Raw genomic sequence first — 21,586 nt, 5'->3', positions numbered from 1 at the left:
GTGTTGCCCAGTACGAAGTATCTGCTCATCGCCATCATCACGCTGGCGACTCTGCTGCTTGGTTTCGTGTTTTCCGGTTACCTGACCCTGTTGTTGCTGGGGTTGGACACCAAGCTGTTCACCTGGAACACGTACTACCAGTATTACCACGCCATTGGCCAGCCGCAGGTCGCGCCGTTCGTGGGCAAGATCAAGTGGGCCGGTTATCTCGGCTTCGGCCTGCCGCTGCTGGTGCTGCTGGTGACCGGCCTGGTGCTGCTGCTGAAGAAGGACAAGCGCTCGTTGCACGGCGACGCGCGCTTTGCCACCGGCGCCGACCTGTCCAAGCACGGCATGTTCAAGAAGACCGGCCAGAGCATCGTGGTTGGCAGCCATGGCGGCAAGCTGGTGCGGCTGGACGGCCAGCAGTTCGTGATCCTTGCAGCGCCCACCCGTTCAGGCAAGGGCGTGGGCGTCGTCATCCCGAACCTGCTGGAGTACGGCGAATCGCTGGTGGTGCTGGACATCAAGCAGGAGAACTTCGACCTGACCAGTGGCTGGCGTGCCAGCCAAGGGCAGGAGATCTACCTGTTCAATCCCTTCGCTGAAGATCGGCGCACGCACCGCTGGAACCCGCTCAGCTATGTGTCCGATGACCCGGCGTTCCGTGTCTCGGACCTGATGAGCATCGCCGCGATGCTGTATCCGGATGGTGCCGAGGACCAGAAGTTCTGGGTCAGCCAGGCGCGCAATGCGTTCATGGCCTTCACCCTGTATCTGTTCGAGAACTGGGATGACGAGCGCAGCAGCGGTTTCCCGGGCGGCTCGGGCACGCCCACCCTGGGCGCTGTCTACCGGTTGTCATCGGGTGACGGCAGCGATCTGAAGAAGTACCTCAAAGCCCTGTCGGAGCGGTCGTTCCTCAGTTCCAACGCGCGCTCGGCGTTTGCCAACATGCTGTCCCAGGCCGATGAGACCTTCGCCTCGATCCTGGGTACCTTCAAGGAACCGCTCAACGCCTGGATCAACCCGGTGCTGGACAAGGCCACCAGCAGCAACGACTTCCTGCTGACCGATGTCCGCAAGAAGAAGATGACCATCTACATCGGCATCCAGCCCAACAAGCTGGCCGAGAGCCGATTGATCATCAACCTGTTCTTCAGCCAGCTGATCAACCTCAACACCAAGGAACTGCCCAAGTCCAACCCGGACCTGAAGTACCAGTGCCTGCTGTTGATGGACGAATTCACCTCGATCGGCAAGGTCGAGATCATCGCCTCGGCGGTGTCCTACATGGCCGGTTACAACATCCGCCTGCTGCCGATCATCCAGAGCATGTCCCAGCTTGATGCCACCTACGGCCGGGAAGTGTCACGCACGATCATCACCAACCACGCACTGCAGATCCTGTACGCGCCGCGCGAGCAGCAGGACGCCAACGACTACTCGGACATGCTGGGCTACACCACCGTCCGCAAGAAGAACGTCACCCATGCCCGTGAGAAGACCCACAACTTCACCGAAGAGCGGCGTGCACTGATGCTGCCGCAGGAGCTGAAGGCGATGGGGCCGGACAAGGAAGTATTCCTCTACGAGGGCATACCGCATCCGGTGAAGTGCGACAAGATCCGCTATTACAAGGATCGCTATTTCACATCGCGGCTGCTGCCGAAGGTCGACGTTCCGATGCTTAACGTCTAATTCACGTCGCTAAATTTGTGACGTAGATTCATATTCACCGACGTGAAACCGTGAGCTGAGTCAAAAAGTCGGCATCTGTTCATGGATTTTCAGACTTGTCTGACATGGAATTGACGCGTGGTTGTGTAACTCTGTGTGCGTCATCCAGAAGTGTGTGCTGGATGGCAAAAGTTGTAACGCAGGGTGGCCAGGAGTTTGTGCCATGGAAACAAGGATGGTTTCGACGTTGGTGAGGGTGTGCGGGTGTGTCGTCGGCAACGTCTGGCGGCCCCGCGACCTGGTTGGCAGCTTTCGGGCTGCAGGGGAGCCGGGGCAGGTGTGCTGCATGCCAGCGCGCCTCCCCGATTCCGGCGTGCGCCATGCAGCGCCGGACGGCCAGGGAACCAACGCTCGGGACTGCTTTTTCGTACGTCAAAGTGAAGCCCGTATGAATCAGGCGTTTATCGCGAAAATCTCCATCGCCGCGGTCGCGGCGCTGATGGTGGCAGGGTGTGCCACCAAGCCGGCCCCCGATTTCGGCGGCCGCTGGAAGCCGGTCAACCGCTTCGCCGCGGCCACAACCGAGATCCCGCTGTACTCCAGCTACGTCTACCAGGCCTCGCCGATGGATGGCACGCTCAAAGCCATGCTCGAGCGCTGGGCCAAGGATTCTGGACGCACGCTCGATTACCGCCTCAGCTCGGACTTCACGCTGTATGGCGCGGTCTCGAAGATCGACACCACCAATGCGCAGCAGGCCGTGATCGATCTGACTTCGGCGTATTCGGCGCAAGGCATCTCCGTCTCCATCGTAGGCAACCAGATCGTTGTGCAGAGTGCTGGCTCGACGCCCACCGCGTCGGCGCAGGGCGCTGATTCCAACAGCGGCACCTGAGTCCACCTCGAAACCATCGAACGTGCCGCTCCCCGCGCCTGTCGCAGGGGCTCCATGCCCATTGATGTTTCAGCAGTACGGAAGAATCCATGTTCCGCAAGAAGGATCCCGGCAACAGTCCCAAGGTCGAGCAGTCGGTCGCCAAGGCGGTCAGCTACGAGATCACCGTGGCCGACATGGCGCGTCGCAGCGAACGCCGTGCCTGGTGGGTCGCCACGGGCTCGTTGCTGATGTCGCTCGCACTGGCGGGCGGCTACTACTACATGCTGCCGCTGAAGGAGAAGGTGCCGTTCCTGGTGATGGCCGATGCGTACACGGGTACCGCGACGGTCGCACGCCTGAGCGGGACCTTCCAGGGCGAGACGATTACCAGCAGCGAAGCGATCAATCGCAGCAATGTGGCCCAGTACGTACTGGCGCGCGAGTCGTACGACTCGGCGGTGATGGGCCTGCGCGATTGGGAACTGGTGTTCGTGATGTCCACCGATCCGGTGGCGCAGTCCATGCGCGTGCGCTATGCCGGCAACAACCCGCAGAACCCGTTCGTGATGTATGGCCGCGAGCGTGCCATCCGGGTCAAGATCCTCAGCATCACGCCGCTGGGCGCCGAAGCGAACGGCAGCTTCCGCGGCGCTTCGGTGCGCATCCAGCGCAGCCTGCTGGACAAGCGCACTGGCGTTGCCACCTACCTGGACAACCAGCTGGTGACGATGCGCTTCGGCTACAACCAGAACCTGGCGCTGTCCGAGCAGGATCGCATCCTCAACCCGCTGGCGTTCCAGGTCACCGAATACCGCGTCGACAACGATTACTCGCGTGGCGTGCCGGTGCCGGATGACGGCGCCATGCAGGCGCAGGCGCAGCAGGCCGCGCAGGCCGCGCAGCAGGCGCAGGGTGTCTACGATCCCAACAATCCGGCCGCGGCCACGATGATCGACCCGGCTACCGGCCAGCCGGTCGCGGTTCCGGCCAACAGCCAGGTGCCGGGCCAGCCTGTACAGGGTCAACCCATGCCGGGCCAGCCTGTACAGGGTCAACCCATGCCGGGTCAGCCGGTGCAGGGGCAAGCAATGCCGGGGCAGGCCGTGCCCGGACAGCCGGCCATGAGGCCGGCGCCGAACAATTCCACCGGAACTGCTGATGGAGCAAGCAACCGATGAGTAGTCGAAATATCAGGGGAAGCGCGCTGGCGCTGCTGTCGATGTTGTCGTTGCTGTTCTCAGCAGCGGCGATGGCGCAGGCGGTTGACCACTACGAGTACGAGAAGGACCGCATCTATCCGGTTCGCACCGGCCTGGGCCTGACCACCCAGATCGAGTTGAGCCCGAACGAGAAGATCCTCGACTACAGCACCGGCTTCAGCAGCGGCTGGGAACTGACCCGTCGCGAGAACGTGTTCTATCTCAAGCCGAAGAACGTCGACGTCGACACCAACATGATGGTGCGCACCGAGACCCATTCCTACATCTTCGAGCTGAAGGTAGTGGCCACCGACTGGCGCCAGCTGGAGCAGGCCCGCCGTGCAGGCGTGCAGTACAAGATCGCCTTCGTCTATCCGAACGACACCGTGTTCGGCGTCGCCCAGGAAGCGGTCGAGGAAGAGGCCAAGCCGTTGTTGAGCTCCGAACTGGCCAAGGACCGCCAGTACAACTTCAACTACTCCTATTCGACCAGCAAGGCGAAGAAGATGGGGTGGCTGATCCCGGTCAACGCCTATGACGACGGTCGTTTCACCTACCTGAAACTGCCGAATTCGCCGGAGTACAAGACCGGCATCTTCCCGGCGGTGTTCGGTCGCGAAACGGAATACGGTGAAGACTTCGTGGTCAACACCACGGTTGAAGGCAATACGCTGATCGTGCACGGGACGCACCCGTACCTGGTCATCCGCCACGGCGACTTCGTCGTCGGCCTGCGAAGGAACGTGAAGAAATGAGCCAGCAGAACACTCCCGGAAACGACCCGAACAACGGACGCGACGAGAGCCAGAGTCCGTACGGTGCACAGGCTGCTCCGGAGGCGCAGACGAATCCGTACTTCGGCACGACCCAGGCTGAGCCTGCACCGGATCTGGACGCGGCCGCGCCGCAGCTGCGCTCGGCTGAAGAGCAGCGATTGAACCGCAAGGCGCTGCTGTTCCTGGGCGGTATCGTGGTGCTGCTTGTTGCCATGGGCTTCCTGCTGTTCCGCAAGGGCCAAGACAAGGACGATGCGCCGAAGGTGCCGGATGTTGCGCGCGCGAGCACGCCAACACTGCCGGATGCTGTCCAGACCGATCCGGGTCCGGCGCAGGCAATGCAGCCCGTTGATCCGATTCCGATGTTGCCGCCGCCTCCATTGGGGCCGAGTCGCCCTGAGCCGCCAGTGACGTTGGAAGATCGCTCCGCGGGCCCTCGTGGTCCGACGCTTGCCGAACGTCGGATGGGTGCCAGTGCCGACGGTTTCGTTGGCAATGGCAGTTCACAGGATGAGGAGCGCTCGCAGCAGGCGGGCATGGACGAATACACGCGGGCAATGCTGCAGCAGATGAACGGGCAGCAGAATGCAGCGCCAGCGCGCGTGCGTCGTGGCCCCGACGTGGATGACGTGTCCAATGCCAGCTACATCCGCAGCCCCGATGCGCTGCTGGTGCGAGGAACCTATCTGCGCTGTGTACTGGAAACCCGCATCATCACTGATATCGCGGGCTACACCTCGTGCCTGGTGACAGAGCCGGTGTACTCGATCAACGGCCGCAATCTGCTGCTGCCGAAGGGCTCCAAGATCTATGGCGCCTATGGTGGTGGTCCTACCGGCAAGCGGGTGGAAGTGATCTGGGACCGCATCACCACGCCGAACGGTATTGACGTGGCAATGTCCAGCCCGGGCGTGGATCAGCTGGGTGGCGCCGGTCATCCGGGCCAGTACAGCGCGCACTGGGGTAGTCGTATCGCCTCGGCGCTGATGATCAGCTTGCTGGCTGATGCGTTCAAGTATGCCGCCGCCGAACATGGCCCGGAGACCACCACGGTGGCCAACAACGGCATGACCATCCAGTCGCCCTATGAGAGCGCCACCGCGCGCACCATGGAACGCCTGGCCAACGAGTCGCTCAGCCAACGTCGCCCGCCGACCGTGACCATCAACCAAGGCACCATCGTGAATGTGTACGTCGCCAAGGACGTCGACTTCACGAGCGTGCTGCATCCTCGCCGGTAACCCAACGAACGATCATGGACGCTGAAGTGTCACCCCTTGCCCTCGTCTCCAGCGATTTCCTGCGCTATCAGTACGAAGTGCTGGGCATCGCCGAGTACATGACTTCCCCGGAAGTGACGGAAATCTGCATCAACCGTCCCGGTGAGCTGTACCTGGAAACCCGGGCGGGGTGGCAGCGGGTGGATGTGCCGAGCCTGACCTTCGAGCGGGCCCGGCAGTTCTGCACGGCGGTGGTGAACGAGAGCAACACCGGCCAGCGCATCACTGATGCCGATCCGGTGGTCTCGCTCACGTTTCCCACCGGCCAGCGTGCCCAGTTCGTGATTCCGCCGGCGTGCGATGCAGGCAAGGTGTCGATCACCATCCGTCTGCCGTCCAAGCACACCAAGTCGCTCAGCCAGTATCACGAAGATGGGTTCTTCAACCAGATCCTGGAAAGCGATGGCAGCATCAGCGAGCAGGATCGCGAGCTGCTGGAGCTGCGTCAGCAGCGCGAGTACGCCGAGTTCTTCCGGCGTGCGGTGATGTACCGCAAGAACATCGTGGTATCCGGTGCGACCGGTAGCGGCAAGACCACCTTCATGAAAGCGCTGGTCAATCATATTCCGGACAACGAACGCCTGGTCACGATCGAGGACGCGCGCGAGCTGTTTCTGACCCAACCCAATGTGGTGCACCTGCTGTACTCCAAGGGTGGGCAGAGCACCAGCAATGTCAGTGCCAAGAGCTGCATGGAAGCCTGCCTGCGCATGAAGCCCGAGCGCATCATCCTGGCCGAGCTGCGCGGTGACGAGGCGTTCTACTTCATCCGCAACTGCGCATCGGGCCACCCGGGTTCGATCACCAGCTGCCATGCAGGCAGTCCGGAGCAGACCTGGGACCAGTTGGCCCTCATGGTGAAGGCCTCCACCGAAGGTTCGGGCCTGGAGTTCAACGTGATCAAGCGACTGTTGATGATGACCATCGACATCGTCGTGCATATCAAGGCGCACGCCGGTTCGCGCTACATCACCGGTATCGATTTCAATCCTGGGCGTGCCCAGGGGCAGGAGGGCTGAAGGATGCTGCCAGGACTGGAGATGATGGCGTGCCCGGAGATGGCGGTGTCGATGGACGTGATGCAGCACGTCATCAACGTTGAATCGTCACGCAACCCTTATGCCATCGGCGTAGTCGGTGGCGCTCTGGTGCGCCAGCCCAAGGCGCTGGACGAGGCACTGGCGACGGTTCGGATGCTGGAAGAGAAAGGCTACAACTTCTCCATCGGGCTAGCCCAGGTCAACCGCTATAACCTCGGCAAGTACGGTCTGGATTCCTACGAGAAGGCTTTCCAGCAATGCCCGAACCTGCAAGCGGGTTCTCGGATCCTCGCCGAGTGCTACAAGCGCTCCGGTGGTGACTGGGGCAAGTCATTCAGTTGCTACTACTCGGGCAATTTCGAGACTGGCTTCCGCCATGGCTATGTGCAGAAGGTCTATGACTCGATGCGCCGCGAGCAGCAGCTTGCCAGCAATGGTGTTGCACCGATCGACGTGGTGAGTCGCGGCGAACGCCGCAGCGTGAAGGTCGAGCATCACCCGCAGCTCGCTTCGCCGGCGCAGGCGCGCATCGTTGCGCAGGCGAGTGGCCCGGTGTACGTGCCGTCGGAAGACCCGGCACGTGCGTATGTCGTGTATCCGTCTACCGGTGCAATGGCGCGGGGCAGCCTGCTGAACATCGCCGACCAGGCGCTTTCCAAAGTGGTACTGGGCTCGGTGGATCGGATGATGCAGCCGCAGGCGCAGCCCACCCAAGGGGCCGCGTATCCGCAGCAACAGGCCGCTGGCATGCCGCAGCAGCTGCCTCAGCAGGGTCCGGCGCAGGCGATGGCCATGCCGCAGCAGTTGCCAGGTGCTGCAGGTGGCAGCAACGAGGGCCCTGTGATGTTGCGGCCCTGGAATGAGCGCAATCAGCCAGTGGCCGGCAATGGCAGTTCATATAACGCACCGGCACAGTCCGCACCGGTGCAGCAGATTCCCGCAGGGGATGCGGCCTTCGTGTTCTGACGAAGTCGTGGTACGGCCAGTCCCCCGGCTGGTCGATTCAGTTGTGTTAGTCCATCAACAAGGAAATCAATCCATGAAGCGATCCAATCTCGACCTCGTCCAGGCCCAGCGCACGCTGAAGACCCTGCTGATGGCCACTCTGTTCGTCGGCGCACTGTTTGCCCCGCAAGTCTTCGCCAACGGCGCCACCGACTTTGGCGGCACCGACAAGAAGGTCTGCAGCTTCTTCAACAACATCAACGGCCTGCTGAACATCGCCTCGATCGCCGTGGTCACCATCGCGGTGATCTTCGCTGGTTACCAGATCGCCTTCGCGCACAAGCGCATCGCTGACGTCGCCCCGATCCTGATCGGTGGCGTGCTGATCGGCGCCGCAGGCCAGATCGCGCGCATGCTGCTGGGTGATGGCAGCGACGGCAAGTGCGGTGGTGGCACCAGCACCTCCTACCTGATCAACCACGTGATCCAGTACTACAGTGCATAAGAACGTCGTGTTCCGCGGCTGCACGCGTCCAGCGATGTTCCTGGGCGTTCCCTACCTGCCATTCTTCATGGTGGCAGGCGGGCTGTTGCTGCTCAGCATGTACACGAACTTCTGGTTCCTGCTCACCATTCCGGTGGCGGTCTTCATCATGCGGCACATGGCCAAGCGTGACGAGATGATCTTCCGTCTGCTGGGCCTGCGCCTGATGTTCAAGCTGAAGGTGCGCAACGTGCAGGAGCACGATGGCATGTGGGTGCTCAACCCCAACCATTACCGCAACAAGCCGGCCCGAATGGATTGAGGTCCGGATCCGGCCTGGCGGGCATCCGCGCCCGCCAGGTCTCTTGAAACTTCTTGGCAGTACCTCTTTGGAAGCAGTCGTATGTTCAGCCCTGACACCTCCATCAGTGAGTTCATCCCGTTGTCGTCGCATGTCGCCCCGAACGTGGTCAAGACCACGGGCGGCGACTACCTGCTGACCTGGCATCTGGAAGGGCTGCCGTTTGTCGGCCGAGAGGAGTGGGAGCTCGAGCATCGCCACAACACGTTCAACCGTCTGCTGCAGACGTTGCGCGCCTGACTTTGTCAACGTAGCCTTCTGGGTGCACGACATCCGTCGCCGTCGCACGTTGAAGGGCAAGAGCAACTACAGGCAGCGCTTCAACCAGGACGTTTCCGACCAGTACATGGGCATGCTGTCCTCGCAGCGCATCATGCAGAACGAGCTGTACCTGACCATGATCTATCGCCCGGTGGTGGCGGGCAAACGCTTCGTCGAAAAGTCGGCGAACGTGGAGAAGCTGCGCGCCGAGCAGGAGCAGGCGGTAGAGAAGTTGATGGAACTGGCCGGCAACGTCGAGGCCGTGATCCGCGACTACGCGCCGTATCGCCTGGGTATGTACGAAGCCAAGAATGGCGTGGTGTTCTCGGAAACGCTGGAGCTGTTCGGTTACCTGATCAATCGCATCGACGAGCCGGTGCCGGTGCTGTCGGCACCGATCAAGGATTACCTGCCGGTCAGTCGCCACATGTTCTCGGCCAAGACCGGCGATTTTGCGATCAATACTCCCAACGGTGCCAATCACTACGGCGCCATTCTGAACATCAAGGAGTATGCCGAGGGGACTTACCCGGGCATCCTCAACGGCCTGAAGTACCTCGACTACGAATACGTCATCACCCATTCGTTCAGCCCGATGGGGCGCCAGGACGCGCTGAAGGTGCTCGACCGCACCAAGGGCATGATGATCTCCTCCGGCGACAAGGCGGTCAGCCAGATCGTCGAGCTGGACCAGGCCATGGATCAGCTGTCGTCGGGCAACTTCGTGCTGGGTGAATACCACTTCATCATGGCGGTCTACGGCGACACGCAGGCCAAGCTTTCGCAGAACGTCGCCTCGACCCGCGCCGAGCTGTCCAACGCCGGGTTCGTATCGACCAAGGAAGACCTGGCGGTTACCTCGTCGTTCTATTCGCAGCTGCCGGGCAACTGGCGCTATCGCACACGCCTGGCCAATGTCAGCTCGCTGAACTTCCTGGGCCTGTCGCCGCTGCACAACTTCGCCACCGGCAAGCAGCACAACAACCCGTGGGGCGACTGCGTCACCACGCTGCAGACCACCAATGGCCAGCCGTACTACTTCAATTTCCATGCGACCCATCCCTCGGAGAATTCGCTGGGTGAGAAGGCGATCGCCAATACCATGGTGATCGGCAAGTCCGGTACCGGTAAAACCGCGCTGATCAACTTCCTGCTCAGCCAGGTGCAGAAGTACGAGCCGTCGCCGACCATCTTCTTCTTCGACAAGGATCGCGGCGCGGAGATCTTCGTGCGCGCCTGCGGTGGCAACTATCTGGCCCTGGAGAACGGCGCACCGACCGGCTTCAACCCGTTCCAGTGCGAGAACAACGAAGCCAACCTGCAGTTCCTGGCTGACCTGATCAAGGTGCTGGCCGGCAAGCGCGAGTACAGCGCCCGTGAGGAAGAGGATATCTACCGCGCGGTGGAGAGCATGCTCGATACGCCGATGCACCTGCGCAGCATGACCAACTTCCAGAAGAGCCTGCCCAATATGGGCGACGATGGCCTCTACGCGCGCATGCGCCGCTGGACCTCGGGCAACTCGCTGGGCTGGGTGTTCGATAATCCGATCGATACCGTTGACCTGAGCAAGGCCAACATCATCGGCTTCGACTACACCGACATCATCGACAATCCTGAAGTGCGCGTGCCGGTGATCAATTACCTGCTGCACCGCTTGGAGTCGCTGATCGACGGTCGTCCGCTGATCTATGTGATGGACGAATTCTGGAAGATCCTGGACGGCGAAGGTGGCCTGAAGGAGTTCGCGAAGAACAAGCAGAAGACCATCCGTAAGCAGAACGGTCTCGGCATCTTCGCTACGCAGAGCCCGGAAGATGCGCTGAAGAGCGATATCTCCGCCGCCCTGATCGAGCAGACCGCTACCCTGATCCTGCTGCCGAACCCGAATGCCAGCAAGAGCGACTACATGGACGGCCTGAAGCTGACCGAGGCCGAGTTCAGGGTGGTGACTGCACTGGACGAGCGCTCGCGCTGCTTCCTGGTCAAGCAGGGCCATGCCTCCAGCGTGTGCCAGCTCAACCTGCGCGGCATGGACGACATCCTGTCGGTGATCTCGGCTTCGACCGACAACATCGATGTCATGCATCGGGTCCTGCAGACGGCCGCGGTCCGCAATCGCGTCACTGTAGACGAGCTCAGCCCGGAGCAGTGGCTGGAAGATTTCTACAAGAACCGGAAGGGGTCGGGAAAGGAACCCCGGTCCGACGCGGCCTGATGGCCGTGCGAGCAGGAGACAGGCAAGTGGACGTCAATCAGAACAACAGGAGTTTTCCCATGAACAACGTCAAGCGTCGGGCCAGCGCCCGCAAGGTACTCAAGCCGATGGCCAAGGTGCTCGGCGTTGCCTTGGCCCTCTCAGCGACCAATGCGGGCGCCATCGGCCCGGTGCAGGAAACGGGTCCTGCACTGTGGCAGCACATCCTCAATCAGATCAATACGTACCAGGCCCGTTTCCAGGAGAAGTACCAGTTCGTCAAGGAGAACACCCAGTGGGCACGGGACTGGGCGCAGACGATCAAGGAGTACCAGGAGACGATGGTCCAGATCCAGGGCATCGTGAATTCCTTCGGGTTGCCGGATTCCGCCCCGCTGACGCCGGTGCCACCCAATTATCTGGTTGCCGAGACCTGCGGAATCGGCACCGACCTGAAGACTCTCGCGACCCGGGTCGTTTTCAATTTCAAGGGAGATTGGAAAGATCAGCAGCAACAGATCTGCGTGAACATCCGGATGATGCAGAACCGCAAGTACAACGATGCGGTGGACTTCATGCTCAAGACGATGCCGTCGTTCTTCGATAGCCTCGATGCAATCGAGAAGCAGCGAAATGTCAGCAATCTGCTCGGCAACGTCAACGCAACGCAGAACGACACGTTGCGCACCGCGAACGACATGGCAGCCAAGGCAAAGTCCTTCGAGGCACAGCAGAAGGCCTACGATGCCTACATCGAGGTGATGGAAGCCAATCAGAAAGTAGTCGCACAGGCAGCGTTGAAGGGCGACCCGATGAAGACCATTGCCAGTGATCTGGTCAAGACGGCGGCGCTGAAGGCAGCGCTGTCCATCGACTGATGCATGGAATGGAGCACCAAGGGTGCGCGCGTCAGCGTCGCCCCTCATGTGATTGCAGTATTACCAAGGGAATGTGGGTATGACGATCAGGTCGATTGCCAACTTTGATTTTTCGGGCGGATTCCAGGATCTGATGGGGCACGTCGCACGTGTCCAGTCGATTGGCGATTTCGTGTTCTTCAAGCTGATCCTGGACTACCTGCGGGACAGGATCGGCAAGTTCGGCTTCGACCTGATGGACAACATGATGGCGTGGGTGGGCGGCATCGCGCTGACCCTCATGACCTTGTGGGTGCTGATCCAGGGCTATCGAATCGTTACAGGCCGCAGCCGCGACTCGATGATGGTCCTGGTAACCAACATGGCGCGGGCAGCGTTGATTGTGGCCGTTGCCACCAGCATGGGCATGTTCGGGCGCGATCTTCATGAGTTCCTGACCGAGGACGTGAAGGGGCTGATCACCCATGTTGTCACTGGCAAGGATCAGAAGCCGGAAGAGCAGATCGACAAGAGTCTGGCTTGGATGCAGGTGGCGCTGTCCAGCATTGATGGCATCAAGATTCTGAATGACCCTGGATTGCAGGAAGACAAGACCCGGGCCATGTGGTTCATCGGCCTCGGCACCGGTGGTCCAGCGGTAACTGCGGGTTCAATGCTTCTGCTCTACGAAGTAGCAATGGCGTTGTTCATCGGATTCGGGCCGTTGTTCATTCTTTGCCTTCTGTTCGACCAGACCAAGCAGTTGTTCCAGCGATGGCTGTTCTACGGCATTGGAACCATGTTCTCCATGGCGGTATTGGCAGCCATGGTCTCGATTGCGCTGGACATGGTGATTCGCGTGTCTGCGTCGTTCTGGGTGACGGCGCTGGTGAACAAGTTCCCGCTGATGGGCGCGTCCAGCGACGGCATGACCAGTCAGGCGATGCAGCAGGGCGGCATGGGATTGATCCTGACGACCCTGATTCTGACTGCGCCCCCAATGGCGGCCATGTTCTTCCAGGGCACCTTGGGTAGCTTCATGGCATATTCGCAGATAGGTGGCAGCCCTGTTGCGCAGGCGCCGGGCCCGAGTGGGCAGCCGCCGGGTAGCTACTACTCGCCGGATAAGCCGGAGAAGGGGCGTACTGCAGACGCCGGTGACTACAGTAATCAGTCAACAAGCCGCATGACATTGCCGCAGTCGGATGCAACAAGGATTGCGGAAACTGGCCAGCGAGCTGCTCATCCTGGTAGACAGTGATTTCAGGCGTATTGGAGAGTTAACGTGAAGCGCATTGTGATCTCCCTCTTTTGGATTTGCTCTGCTTTGTTCTTGCTTGTGACAGCAGATGTCCAAGCGGAGGGGCGCTGCCCGCCCGGACAGTATCCGATTGGCGGACAGGGGGTTGGTGGATGTGCGCCAATACCGGGCTCCAATGGAGGCGCTGCGGGGTCCAGTGGTCCGGTCGCGACAGGCCGCTGGATCAAAACCTGGGGAGCTATTGCAACCGCAGTAAGCACGGGCGATATGGGGGCATCAGTCGGAAGGCGTTCAAAGCAGGAAGCTGTGTCCGAGGCGCTTTCCCGTTGCGCGACCCATGGCGCTAGAGATTGCAAAGTCGGAACTACCTACAAGAACCAGTGCGTTGCATATGCTGATCCCGAGAGGGGGAGTAAGGGGCGCGTCTCCTATTCGGTTGCAGGCTCCAAGGAGGAGGCTACAAATCGAGTTTTGTCCCATTGCGCGGACATCGGTGGTGGGCAGTGCAAAGTTCTATATACAGATTGTTCTGAGCCGATCTTTGAGTCGTTCTAGTCTCATGATTGCCGTGACATCCCACCGAGATCGAGTGGCGCGACGGTCCTAGTGGGCAAATGTTCTTTTACTGCGCTGTGGAGAAGTGTTGCAAGGCTATCGAATCGTTACAGGCTGCAGCCGCGACTCGATGATGGTCCTGGTAACCAACATGGCGCGGGCAGCGTTGATTGTGGCCGTTGCCACCAGCATGGGCATGTTCGGGCGCGATAAGCAGCGCACGCTTTCCGCGCAACCTCAGGCCGGCGGGGCTGCGGGAGGCGATGCATCCCCGGCGCCATCCACCGCGGATCTGTTTTTCGGATAAGCCACCATTCACGTTAACTGCGCTTTTTCTGTGATCAAGTGCGCTTTTCATCCAAAGCTCCCTTCGACGAGCCCCGCCTCCTCGAAGTAAGCTGCGTGCGCGTCAAAATCCCGACGCATCGGTGCCATCGAACGCAGGAGCTTTTCCGTCCATGAGGACTCTGACGACCCACGATGCGGATGTTGATTGCGACCATCGCAGACGCCGCAGGGCCGGGGCTATCATCCGCCATGGTGGAAACCGGAGCCTGCAGCGCAGCGCATGGTTTCCCGGTCGTCGCGCGGGTACTGGAAAGTCAGGATTGAAGGAGTCGCAGGGGATGCAGAAGGGGAGTGGCGTACACATGGACAATGCCTTGGCGTTCGTTCCGTCCGGCGCGAACCTGCTGGAGGCGGTACGCGGCGATCTCACCGGCAACGGGATCGACGACCAGTTGCTGGTGATCGATCAACCGGCACCCGACGGCTTGGTGCCCGGCGAGCACGGTCCCAACCGGGTGTTGTTGCTGCTGCTGGGTGACGCCGCGGGCCGATGGCAGTTGGCCGCGCGCAACGACAAGCTGGTGCCGTGCTCCACCCGTGGGGGCATTGCCGGCGACCCCTTCGCGTACGTGACCATCGAGGATGGCGCGTTCAGTGTGATCACCAACGGCGGGAGCCGTGAGCGCTGGAGCAGCATCTACACGTTCCGCTACGTTCCGGCCGACGAGGCCTGTTGGGTGCATGGCGTGCAGCGCAGGGTGGTCGACACCGAGACCGAGGCCAGTCATACGCGCGATTTCTCGGCGGCCGAGCTTGGCCGGGTGCGGTTCGAGGATTTCGACCCGTCCGTCGTCGCCGACGTGAGCTTGCCCTGAGTGCCATGCCTGTGAGGAGGCGGGAGTACCCAACGATGATCGAGCAGGAGTTTCACCGTGTCGCAGGATAGAGAGTCGCAGTTGCTGCGGCAGGCCACGGAGGCCGGCATCACCTCGTCCCGGGAACTGGCCAACTTCATGGCGCAGGCCGGGCACGAGTCCCGTGGCCTGAGCCGGCTCAATGAAAGTTTCAACTTCACCCGGGGTATCTCGCAGATCCCGGTGGAAGCGGCGTGGCGCAATGGCAATGGCGCGCTTGAGGGCGCCCGCCAGGACGCGTTGCGCGGCCGTCCGGAGAATCTGGCCGAGCTGATGTACGGCGGGCGCATGGGCAATGATGCGCCCGGCGACGCATTGAAGTATCACGGTCGCGGCTATCTACCGCTGGTCGGCAAGGAGAATTACGAGCGTGCCGGCAAGGCGCTGGATCTGGATCTGGTGAATCAACCGGAACTGGCCGCGCAGCCTGAGCATGCGGGCCGTATTGCGGTGTGGCAGTGGCAAACGCGCGTGCCGGAGGCGGCGCGCGAGGATGTGCGCGAAGCGACGCGCGCGATCAATGGTGGCCTTAACGGCATCGAGGCCCGCCAGCAGCGATTCGATGCGTGGCAGCAGAAGCTGACGCCTGATGTGATGGCGCGGCTGGAGCGGGGCGAAGTAGGGGCGCCGGCGCAGCAGGCCACCCTGCGCGACATGTCGCAGCCGGGCGAGCCGGGACACGCCCTGTTCCAGGGGGCACGCCAGCACCTGCAGCAGATGGGGGCGCAGAGCGGACTGCGCAGTGAGCAGGAACTGGACAACGCCGCCGGCGCGCTGGCGTTGAGCGCGCAGAAGGCCGGCCTGTCGCGTATCGATCATCTGCTGGCGGGCAACGACGGGCGCACGCTGTTTGCGGTGCAGGGCGCGCTGGGAGATCCGGCGATGCTGCGTGCGTCCGTTGACCGGGAGCAGGCCGCCCAGCAGCCGCTGGCGCAGAGCAGCCAGCAGTTGGCTGCCAGTGTCGCCCAGCAGGACCCGGCGGCTGCGCTCGCCCGCGAGCAGGAGCAGCGTTCTCGATCCCTGTAACACCTGATGCCGGCGGGCAGGGTGCCCGCAGGCGCTTTACGTACGACGCGTGGCGCCCTGTGGCGCCGACATGGAAACCCACTCGTAAGGACACCACATGCGAATCGTTCCCTCGAATGCCCGGCACGCCGCCGCCCGCTGCAATGCATCGATGCGCCGCCTGCCGCCGCTCTGGCTGCTGTCGCTTGGACTTGCCGCAGCGTCGGCACAGGCTCAGGCTCAGGAGACAGCGGCGCCCGTCGTGGAGGCGCCCATCGCCGCCGAGGCGATCGTTGACGCGCCTGCAGGGATGGCACCTGTTGCAGCGCCCATGGCCACCGAAGCCGTTGTCGCGGTGCCGGCTCCTGATGTACCGGCTGCCGTGACACCTCCTGCGACACCAGTGGTGGACGCGCAGCCGGCGCCGGCTGCAGACCCGACGCCTGTGCCCGTTGCACCCGCAGCGGCGGCGCCTGTCGCTGCACCGCCTGCTGTCGTCGAGCCAGCCGTCCCGGCGGTAGCTCCCGCGCCACCCGCCTTGGTCATCGCGCCGTTGCCGCCCGAGCAGGCGACCGAGCGTGCGCTTGGTGCCCGCTGCCCGGTGGATCTGGCTGGGCGGCTGGCGGCCCAGGGCGAGCTGCTGATCGGCGCCTGCCAGGGCACGATGCCGGCGCATTTGGCCGCGCTGCTGGTCGCGCTGCCCCAGCAGGACATCCACCTGCCGCGCAGCTGGCGCGAGCGTGAGGTGCAACAGAAGGTTTGGTTCAAGGCGGTGCCGGGCTACGGCCAGCGCCCGGACTTCATCGCGCGGATGGGCGACATCTGGGTGCGCTCGCTGGAAGGACGCGACGCCGACAGCACGTTCTACCTGGTGTCGGCACCGTTCACCTGCAGCGACCGGGTCGCCAACCGCGATGAGTACGGCGCGGAGCCGGTACGTGTGCCAGCGGGTGACTGCGGCGAGGCCTATGTGGCCCAGCGTGTGTACCAGGTTCGCGGGGACGCCGCGCCGAGGGATGTGACCGCCGATGCCATGCCGGCCATGCCCCAGGTGACGGAGGCCGATCGTGCGCGGCAGCTGTCGCGCGAGGGCCGGATCAGCCTGGACCACAGCAAGTTGCAGTACGGCCCGGCCATGCGCTGGTTCGTGCAGTACCCGGAGACGGCGCAGAAGGTCGGTCCGCGTGCCTACAGTGACTGGAACCGCGAGCACCTGGCCTTCGTGGTCTGGACTGGGGATCGCTTCGAGCTGCGCGAGAAGGTCGCGCGGGCGCAGTGGCCCTGTGATCCGGTAGCACCGGGCGATCGCGCCTGTGGTGGCTTCCCGGATTCCGGGCCGGATCTGTTCGTGACCGCCGGTGCGTCCGCGCCGGTCGCGGCCTCCAGCCCCTGAGGCAGAGGGCCGAAGTGACGCGGGAGCCGGATTGACCGGCTCCCGCGCTGTTCATCAGGCCTGCATGCTGCGGGTCTGGTTCTGCTGTTGTTCCAGTTGTTGATCGCGGTCCTGTGCCAGGCGCTGTCCCGCAGCTTGCTGATCAATCCGCTGGCTGCTCTGCTCCAGCGGGGTGTTCATCGCCACGGCCGTGTCCACCGACACGCGCAGATGCGCCGGGTCGCCGCCCAGACCCTGCACCGCGAAGCTGCGCGAGGCGTCGGCATTCATCACCACCTCGTCGATGCGCTTGCCGCCTGCAGCGTGCATCTCCGCCGCCAGGCTACCGGCCAACTGCGTACTCATCACATCCGGCACGCGGCCGACACGAACGTCCTGCGCATGCACGCCACGGATCGCGTCGTTGAACAGCGGGTTGCCCAGGTGATTGGCATCGTCCATGCGCAGCATGCTGGTGTGATGGCCGTTCTTCTCCGCCTCGCGACGGGCCGGCTCACCGGGTTGCAGCGGGCCACGGATGTGGTCGTACAGATCGACGGCACCGCCCGGAATGCCACGCGCTGCACGGGTAACACCGCGGCGCAGTGATTCGACGTCGTCGCGGTACTCCTCGATCATCTTGGCGTTGTCTTTCGCCAGTTTCTGCGTTTCCGGGTGCTTCAGTACCGAGCCTTCGTTGAGGAAGTTGCCCAGTTTGTGCGCGCCGAATGAGCTGGTGGCCGCGATGATCGGACGGTCTGGAATCAGATCACGCAGGGCGTGATTGCTGAAGCCGTTCGCTGCCAGCGTCTTGATCTCGTCGGGCTTGGCGTAGATGCGGACCTGGCCGAAGTGCGGCGAGGCAGCGCTGACCGGATCGGAGGCCATGACGTGGTTGATCATGGTGTTGCCGCCTTCCGGAATGCGGTAGCTGAGGCTGACCGCGCCGTAGGCATTGAAGGTCTCGCCCTTGACGTTGAAGTGGTGCGAGGTGATCTGGGCCAGGGCACCGCCGAGGGAGTGGCCGGTGACGGTAACTTCGGGCGGACGTTGTCCGAGATCCTGCCCTTCCTTCTTGGCGTAGGCGAGGGCGCGTTGAGTCAGCGCGATGGCGTCCGGAGCCTGCACGTTGGTGCGGGCGACGACCATGCCACCATCGGTCAGAATTGCATCGCGTGCGATCTGTTCGGTGCCGCGATGTGCGACGACAATTTCATTGGTGTCGACTCGCTGGTAGATCGTTCCCTGATAGCCGTTCAGTCGATTATCAACATGCTCAAGAATCTTGTACTTGTGGCCGTTGATCGGGACGATCTCTTCTTGACCAGGTGCACGACGACCGACCGCATAATCCTTGTATGCATCTTCGGATAGTGCAGCATAGTCCTGGCTGTTGAGGCTCATTGGCGCACCTCACTGGCTTCAAGCGAAGCGGAGAACAGCGCATTCTGCAGTTCAGGCCGGAACTTGGTGGGATCTTCCTGGCCGCTTGCGCCGTAATCAGGAATCTCGTTCACACGCGGATAGTCTGCGCGAGGATAGTGGCGAGTTTCGGTCTCGCCTTTGACGAACGGCGCTGCCTCAATGAACGACAGGAAGCGCGTTTCACCCTCGGCGCCGGTGGCTTTCAGCATCGCGCCGGCGCCGCTGAATTCCCACTTGCAGACGCCACGACCGTAGTAGTCCTCATCCAGCATCCGGTCGAGGTACACGGTGCCGCGGTATTCGCCGTCGGCGACCTTGCGCAGCTCCACCGGCTCCTGGCTGGTGATGCGTGCGGCGGTACCGGTGGCCGGTTCGATGTGCCCGCACTGGTCTTCGTTGGTCACGTCGTACTGCGCGACACCTTCAACCAGCGCGAAATCACCGGGGGCATCCTTCAGGCGCAGCACCAGTTCATAGGCCTTGCGCGGGCTGGGGTTGAGCTTGGCGAGGCCACGCCCACCCTGGGCGACATCGGCTTCAGCAGCGGCACGTTCCTGGTTCATGGCGGTCTCCGGATTGCAGGCGGTCAATAGAAGCAGAGCAAGGCACGGGATCATCTTGTGGCGCAATGTCGGCCTCCTTGGGGGTAGGAATGGTTGAACTGGCAGCTCATGGCGCGAGTTTCTGCACAGTGGTGGTGGTCGAGAACAGCGCGTCGCGTAGATCTTCGCTGTACTCTGATGGATTCTCCTCGCCACTGGCGCCATAGTTGGCGACGGTGGCGGCGAGTGGATAGATCAACTTTGGGTAGTAGAGCGTCAGAGGAGACTCGTTCTCCATGCGCTCCTTGTCGATGAACGTCAGGAATCGCGTATCCGCCTCGCCGGTCGTAGCGCGCAACATCGCACCGACTCCCGTCAGCGCCCAATGGCAGACACCACGCCCGTAGTAATCCTCGTCCTGCATTCGGTCGAGGTAGAACGTGCCGCGGTATTCGTTCTCGCCCACCTGGCGCAGTGCGATAGGTTCCTGACTGGTGATGCGGCCCGCAGTGCCCGTTGCAGGTACGATCCGCCCACATGCTGCATAGTTGCGTGCGTCGTACTGGGCAACGCCCTCGACCACCGCGAAGGGACCAGGGGCATCCTTAAGTGTCAGTACCAGCTCGTAGCCCTGCTTTGGTGCAGGGGTGAGTTTGGCCAAGCCGCGTCCACCAGCAGCGACGTCGCGCTCGGCATCAGCATAGGGTGAGCATGCGGCCAGTGGGATAAGGGCGAGCAACGCCAGCAGCGGCTGCCTTTTCCTTTCAGGGAGCGCTACTCCCATGGCCTGATCCTGCATCGTGCGTCCATGTCCATATATCCTTCCTGGGTGACAGGTTTCTCGATTATGGAGCGTGTCAGGAACGCTGCGCCACCGCCGCGACGGCTTTTTGACGCGCCCGATGCGGTGTATTCCGGCGAATCGATTGCAGCACAGGGGATTCGGGCGTCGCGTTGGCCTTGCTGGCAGGGGCTGCTCGCGGCTGAATCTGCGACCTAAATCAATAATTCACGCATTCATCACATTATCAAAGGCGTTCTCTTGAACTGCATGATCCGCACCGAAACCACGGCCGACCACGCCGCCATCCATGCACTCACCGAGGCCGCCTTCCGCGAAGCCCCGCACAGCAGCCACACCGAGCAGTTCATCGTCGACGCCCTGCGCACCCGCGGGGAGTTGAGCATTTCGCTGGTCGCCGAAACTCAGGGCCAGGTGGTCGGTCACATTGCCCTGTCGCCGGTGACGGTCAGCGATGGCAGCACGGGCTGGTTTGGTCTGGGCCCGATCTCGGTAGTGCCCGCGTGGCAGGGGCAGGGCATCGGTGCGGCCCTGATGCGCGCCGCACTTGAAGCACTGCGTCAGCAGGGTGCGCATGGCTGTGTATTGCTGGGCGAGCCGGCCTATTACGGGCGCTTCGGCTTCCGTGCCGAGCCGGGCCTGGTGTTGCCGGGCGTGCCGGCGGAGTACTTCCAGGCGCTTTGCCTGCAGCCTCCGCTGGCTCAGGGCGAGGTGCAGTACTCACCGGCCTTCGAGGCGACAGCCTGAGCCACGGCGGGCGTGCGCCCGCTCAGGGCGCGCCAGACGGTCGGTTCGGGTTGCGGTTTCGGAATGCGGTAGCCGCCGATATGCTCGAGAAGTTCATTGGTACGACGCTGCTCGAGCAGTACCTCACGTAGCAGGTTGCGCACGGCGAAGATGGCGAACGGCACCAGGATCCAGACTAGGCTGATGCCCAGCGCAAACAGGGTCAACAGGGCTTTTGCACCATCCATGTACGGCATTCCTTGATCGAAAGCAGCCACGCTAGCACGCAGCTGCTGCCAACGGATGTCAGGCCTTATGCCGAAGGTGGATCAGCGGATACGGGCGGCCCTGCGAATCCAGCGGCGAACGACCGGTTTCGACAAAGCCCATGCGCAGGTAGAAACCTACGGCCTGCGCGTTCTGTGCGTTGACGTCGGTGGTCAGCTGCGGATGCTGGGCCAGTGCGTGCTGCAGCAGTTGACGGCCGATACCGGTACCGCGCACGCCCGGATCGATGAACAGCGCTTCCATGTGGGTGCCATCGATCAGCATGAATCCCTGCGGCTGGTCCTGTGCATCGACGGCGACGGTCATCGGCGCCTGCGGCAGGAAAGCGGCCACTTCGGCGTCGATGGCCTGGCGGTCTTCGGTACTGAGGAAGTCGTGGGTGGCGTCGACGGCGCGGCGCCAGAGGTCGACAAGGGCGGCGCCATCGTCAGCGCGAGAGGGACGGAGGGTGGTCATATGTTCACCAAGGTGC

Annotated in this window: 22 protein-coding genes and 1 pseudogene; 17 read left to right on the top strand and 6 right to left on the bottom strand. The window is 62.4% G+C overall.

Going from position 1 to position 21,586, the window contains the following annotated elements:
• From ACZK2V_RS14025 to ACZK2V_RS13965, 13 genes and pseudogenes are all read left to right on the top strand, one after another.
• On the top strand, positions 1–1,680 hold the full coding sequence (locus ACZK2V_RS14025) for a type IV secretory system conjugative DNA transfer family protein (protein WP_486322516.1): 1,680 nt from the start codon (positions 1–3) through the stop codon (positions 1,678–1,680).
• A 427-nt stretch (positions 1,681–2,107) separates the two neighbouring features.
• Positions 2,108–2,554 carry a hypothetical protein gene (locus ACZK2V_RS14020; RefSeq protein ID WP_049398230.1) on the top strand — a complete coding sequence of 149 codons (447 nt, stop codon included), beginning with the start codon at positions 2,108–2,110 and terminating at the stop codon, positions 2,552–2,554.
• An 89-nt stretch (positions 2,555–2,643) separates the two neighbouring features.
• Positions 2,644–3,714, top strand: coding sequence for a VirB8 family type IV secretion system protein (locus ACZK2V_RS14015; RefSeq protein ID WP_486322515.1), 1,071 nt, complete (start codon positions 2,644–2,646; stop codon positions 3,712–3,714).
• Entirely contained in the window at positions 3,711–4,490 is a 780-nt protein-coding gene (locus ACZK2V_RS14010; RefSeq protein WP_014037652.1) for a TrbG/VirB9 family P-type conjugative transfer protein, read from the top strand. Before ACZK2V_RS14015 ends, ACZK2V_RS14010 begins: the two co-directional genes overlap by 4 nt.
• Complete coding sequence (locus ACZK2V_RS14005; RefSeq protein ID WP_032129527.1) at positions 4,487–5,752, top strand: TrbI/VirB10 family protein; 1,266 nt, start codon at positions 4,487–4,489, stop codon at positions 5,750–5,752. The genes ACZK2V_RS14010 and ACZK2V_RS14005 overlap by 4 nt, the downstream gene beginning before the upstream one ends.
• Before the next feature lie 14 nt (positions 5,753–5,766).
• Positions 5,767–6,810, top strand: coding sequence for a P-type DNA transfer ATPase VirB11 (virB11, locus tag ACZK2V_RS14000; RefSeq protein WP_032129526.1), 1,044 nt, complete (start codon positions 5,767–5,769; stop codon positions 6,808–6,810).
• A 3-nt stretch (positions 6,811–6,813) separates the two neighbouring features.
• A complete protein-coding gene (locus ACZK2V_RS13995) occupies positions 6,814–7,797 on the top strand; it encodes a lytic transglycosylase domain-containing protein (RefSeq protein ID WP_486322514.1) in 984 nt (327 codons plus the stop codon).
• A 73-nt stretch (positions 7,798–7,870) separates the two neighbouring features.
• Complete coding sequence (locus ACZK2V_RS13990) at positions 7,871–8,281, top strand: TrbC/VirB2 family protein (RefSeq protein WP_006374697.1); 411 nt, start codon at positions 7,871–7,873, stop codon at positions 8,279–8,281.
• On the top strand, positions 8,274–8,582 hold the full coding sequence (locus ACZK2V_RS13985) for a VirB3 family type IV secretion system protein (protein WP_006374695.1): 309 nt from the start codon (positions 8,274–8,276) through the stop codon (positions 8,580–8,582). Before ACZK2V_RS13990 ends, ACZK2V_RS13985 begins: the two co-directional genes overlap by 8 nt.
• 81 nt (positions 8,583–8,663) lie before the next feature.
• Positions 8,664–11,100, top strand: a pseudogene (locus tag ACZK2V_RS13980) (VirB4 family type IV secretion/conjugal transfer ATPase).
• Between the two features lie 59 nt (positions 11,101–11,159).
• Positions 11,160–11,957 carry a hypothetical protein gene (locus tag ACZK2V_RS13975; protein ID WP_049398226.1) on the top strand — a complete coding sequence of 266 codons (798 nt, stop codon included), beginning with the start codon at positions 11,160–11,162 and terminating at the stop codon, positions 11,955–11,957.
• 79 nt (positions 11,958–12,036) lie between these two features.
• On the top strand, positions 12,037–13,197 hold the full coding sequence (locus tag ACZK2V_RS13970) for a TrbL/VirB6 family protein (protein ID WP_486322513.1): 1,161 nt from the start codon (positions 12,037–12,039) through the stop codon (positions 13,195–13,197).
• 267 nt (positions 13,198–13,464) lie between these two features.
• A complete protein-coding gene (locus ACZK2V_RS13965) occupies positions 13,465–13,752 on the top strand; it encodes a DUF4189 domain-containing protein (RefSeq protein WP_332838308.1) in 288 nt (95 codons plus the stop codon).
• 67 nt (positions 13,753–13,819) lie between these two features.
• Here ACZK2V_RS13965 and ACZK2V_RS13960 read toward each other — a convergent pair whose 3' ends face one another.
• Positions 13,820–14,110: a hypothetical protein gene (locus ACZK2V_RS13960; protein WP_154354767.1), complete on the bottom strand. Its 291-nt coding sequence runs from the start codon at positions 14,108–14,110 to the stop codon at positions 13,820–13,822.
• Positions 14,111–14,378: 268 nt separating this feature from the next.
• Here ACZK2V_RS13960 and ACZK2V_RS13955 point away from each other — a divergent pair, with 268 nt between their 5' ends.
• The 3 genes from ACZK2V_RS13955 to ACZK2V_RS13945 all read left to right on the top strand — a co-directional run bounded on the left by ACZK2V_RS13955 (position 14,379) and on the right by ACZK2V_RS13945 (position 17,352).
• The gene (locus ACZK2V_RS13955) at positions 14,379–14,915 is read left to right on the top strand and encodes a hypothetical protein (RefSeq protein WP_032129521.1); all 537 of its coding nucleotides are present in this window, start codon (positions 14,379–14,381) and stop codon (positions 14,913–14,915) included.
• Between the two features lie 57 nt (positions 14,916–14,972).
• Positions 14,973–15,980 carry an XVIPCD domain-containing protein gene (locus tag ACZK2V_RS13950; protein ID WP_201116582.1) on the top strand — a complete coding sequence of 336 codons (1,008 nt, stop codon included), beginning with the start codon at positions 14,973–14,975 and terminating at the stop codon, positions 15,978–15,980.
• Positions 15,981–16,077: 97 nt separating this feature from the next.
• Positions 16,078–17,352 (top strand): hypothetical protein, encoded by a 1,275-nt coding sequence (locus ACZK2V_RS13945; protein WP_486322512.1) that lies wholly within the window; start codon positions 16,078–16,080, stop codon positions 17,350–17,352.
• A 54-nt stretch (positions 17,353–17,406) separates the two neighbouring features.
• Here the strand turns inward: ACZK2V_RS13945 and ACZK2V_RS13940 are convergent, their stop codons facing one another.
• The 3 genes from ACZK2V_RS13940 to ACZK2V_RS13930 are packed head-to-tail and all read right to left on the bottom strand — an operon-like array spanning position 17,407 to position 20,097.
• A complete protein-coding gene (locus ACZK2V_RS13940) occupies positions 17,407–18,735 on the bottom strand; it encodes an XVIPCD domain-containing protein (RefSeq protein WP_486322511.1) in 1,329 nt (442 codons plus the stop codon).
• On the bottom strand, positions 18,732–19,385 hold the full coding sequence (locus ACZK2V_RS13935; protein ID WP_423174531.1) for a hypothetical protein: 654 nt from the start codon (positions 19,383–19,385) through the stop codon (positions 18,732–18,734). Before ACZK2V_RS13935 ends, ACZK2V_RS13940 begins: the two co-directional genes overlap by 4 nt.
• Before the next feature lie 40 nt (positions 19,386–19,425).
• Entirely contained in the window at positions 19,426–20,097 is a 672-nt protein-coding gene (locus ACZK2V_RS13930) for a hypothetical protein (RefSeq protein WP_486322510.1), read from the bottom strand.
• Between the two features lie 243 nt (positions 20,098–20,340).
• On the opposite strand from ACZK2V_RS13930, the gene ACZK2V_RS13925 reads away from it, so the two are divergent.
• The gene (locus ACZK2V_RS13925) at positions 20,341–20,847 is read left to right on the top strand and encodes a GNAT family N-acetyltransferase (RefSeq protein ID WP_428993064.1); all 507 of its coding nucleotides are present in this window, start codon (positions 20,341–20,343) and stop codon (positions 20,845–20,847) included.
• Here ACZK2V_RS13925 and ACZK2V_RS13920 read toward each other — a convergent pair.
• Both ACZK2V_RS13920 and ACZK2V_RS13915 read right to left on the bottom strand, forming a co-directional pair.
• Positions 20,802–21,104, bottom strand: coding sequence for a hypothetical protein (locus tag ACZK2V_RS13920; protein WP_486322509.1), 303 nt, complete (start codon positions 21,102–21,104; stop codon positions 20,802–20,804). The two genes, ACZK2V_RS13925 and ACZK2V_RS13920, sit on opposite strands and share 46 nt — an antisense overlap.
• Before the next feature lie 28 nt (positions 21,105–21,132).
• A complete protein-coding gene (locus tag ACZK2V_RS13915; protein ID WP_154263898.1) occupies positions 21,133–21,570 on the bottom strand; it encodes an acetyltransferase in 438 nt (145 codons plus the stop codon).
• Positions 21,571–21,586: the final 16 nt, after the last annotated feature.

The organism is Stenotrophomonas sp. 93052_Sma (assembly GCF_056481145.1).
This window is presented reverse-complemented; position numbering and strand designations above follow the sequence as displayed.

Bases quoted from the DNA above. Each gene is read 5' to 3' on its own strand.
- ACZK2V_RS13940 (WP_486322511.1), bottom strand. From the start codon at position 18,735: ATGAGCCTCAACAGCCAGGACTATGCTGCACTATCCGAAGATGCATAC.
- ACZK2V_RS14020 (WP_049398230.1), top strand. From the start codon at position 2,108: ATGAATCAGGCGTTTATCGCGAAAATCTCCATCGCCGCGGTCGCGGCG.
- ACZK2V_RS14005 (WP_032129527.1), top strand. From the start codon at position 4,487: ATGAGCCAGCAGAACACTCCCGGAAACGACCCGAACAACGGACGCGAC.
- ACZK2V_RS14015 (WP_486322515.1), top strand. From the start codon at position 2,644: ATGTTCCGCAAGAAGGATCCCGGCAACAGTCCCAAGGTCGAGCAGTCG.
- ACZK2V_RS13960 (WP_154354767.1), bottom strand. From the start codon at position 14,110: ATGAAAAGCGCACTTGATCACAGAAAAAGCGCAGTTAACGTGAATGGT.
- ACZK2V_RS13975 (WP_049398226.1), top strand. From the start codon at position 11,160: ATGAACAACGTCAAGCGTCGGGCCAGCGCCCGCAAGGTACTCAAGCCG.
- ACZK2V_RS13965 (WP_332838308.1), top strand. From the start codon at position 13,465: ATGGGGGCATCAGTCGGAAGGCGTTCAAAGCAGGAAGCTGTGTCCGAG.
- ACZK2V_RS14010 (WP_014037652.1), top strand. From the start codon at position 3,711: ATGAGTAGTCGAAATATCAGGGGAAGCGCGCTGGCGCTGCTGTCGATG.
- ACZK2V_RS13930 (WP_486322510.1), bottom strand. From the start codon at position 20,097: ATGCAGGATCAGGCCATGGGAGTAGCGCTCCCTGAAAGGAAAAGGCAG.
- ACZK2V_RS13995 (WP_486322514.1), top strand. From the start codon at position 6,814: ATGCTGCCAGGACTGGAGATGATGGCGTGCCCGGAGATGGCGGTGTCG.
- ACZK2V_RS13970 (WP_486322513.1), top strand. From the start codon at position 12,037: ATGACGATCAGGTCGATTGCCAACTTTGATTTTTCGGGCGGATTCCAG.
- ACZK2V_RS13990 (WP_006374697.1), top strand. From the start codon at position 7,871: ATGAAGCGATCCAATCTCGACCTCGTCCAGGCCCAGCGCACGCTGAAG.
- ACZK2V_RS13915 (WP_154263898.1), bottom strand. From the start codon at position 21,570: ATGACCACCCTCCGTCCCTCTCGCGCTGACGATGGCGCCGCCCTTGTC.
- virB11 (WP_032129526.1), top strand. From the start codon at position 5,767: ATGGACGCTGAAGTGTCACCCCTTGCCCTCGTCTCCAGCGATTTCCTG.
- ACZK2V_RS13955 (WP_032129521.1), top strand. From the start codon at position 14,379: ATGCAGAAGGGGAGTGGCGTACACATGGACAATGCCTTGGCGTTCGTT.
- ACZK2V_RS13945 (WP_486322512.1), top strand. From the start codon at position 16,078: ATGCGAATCGTTCCCTCGAATGCCCGGCACGCCGCCGCCCGCTGCAAT.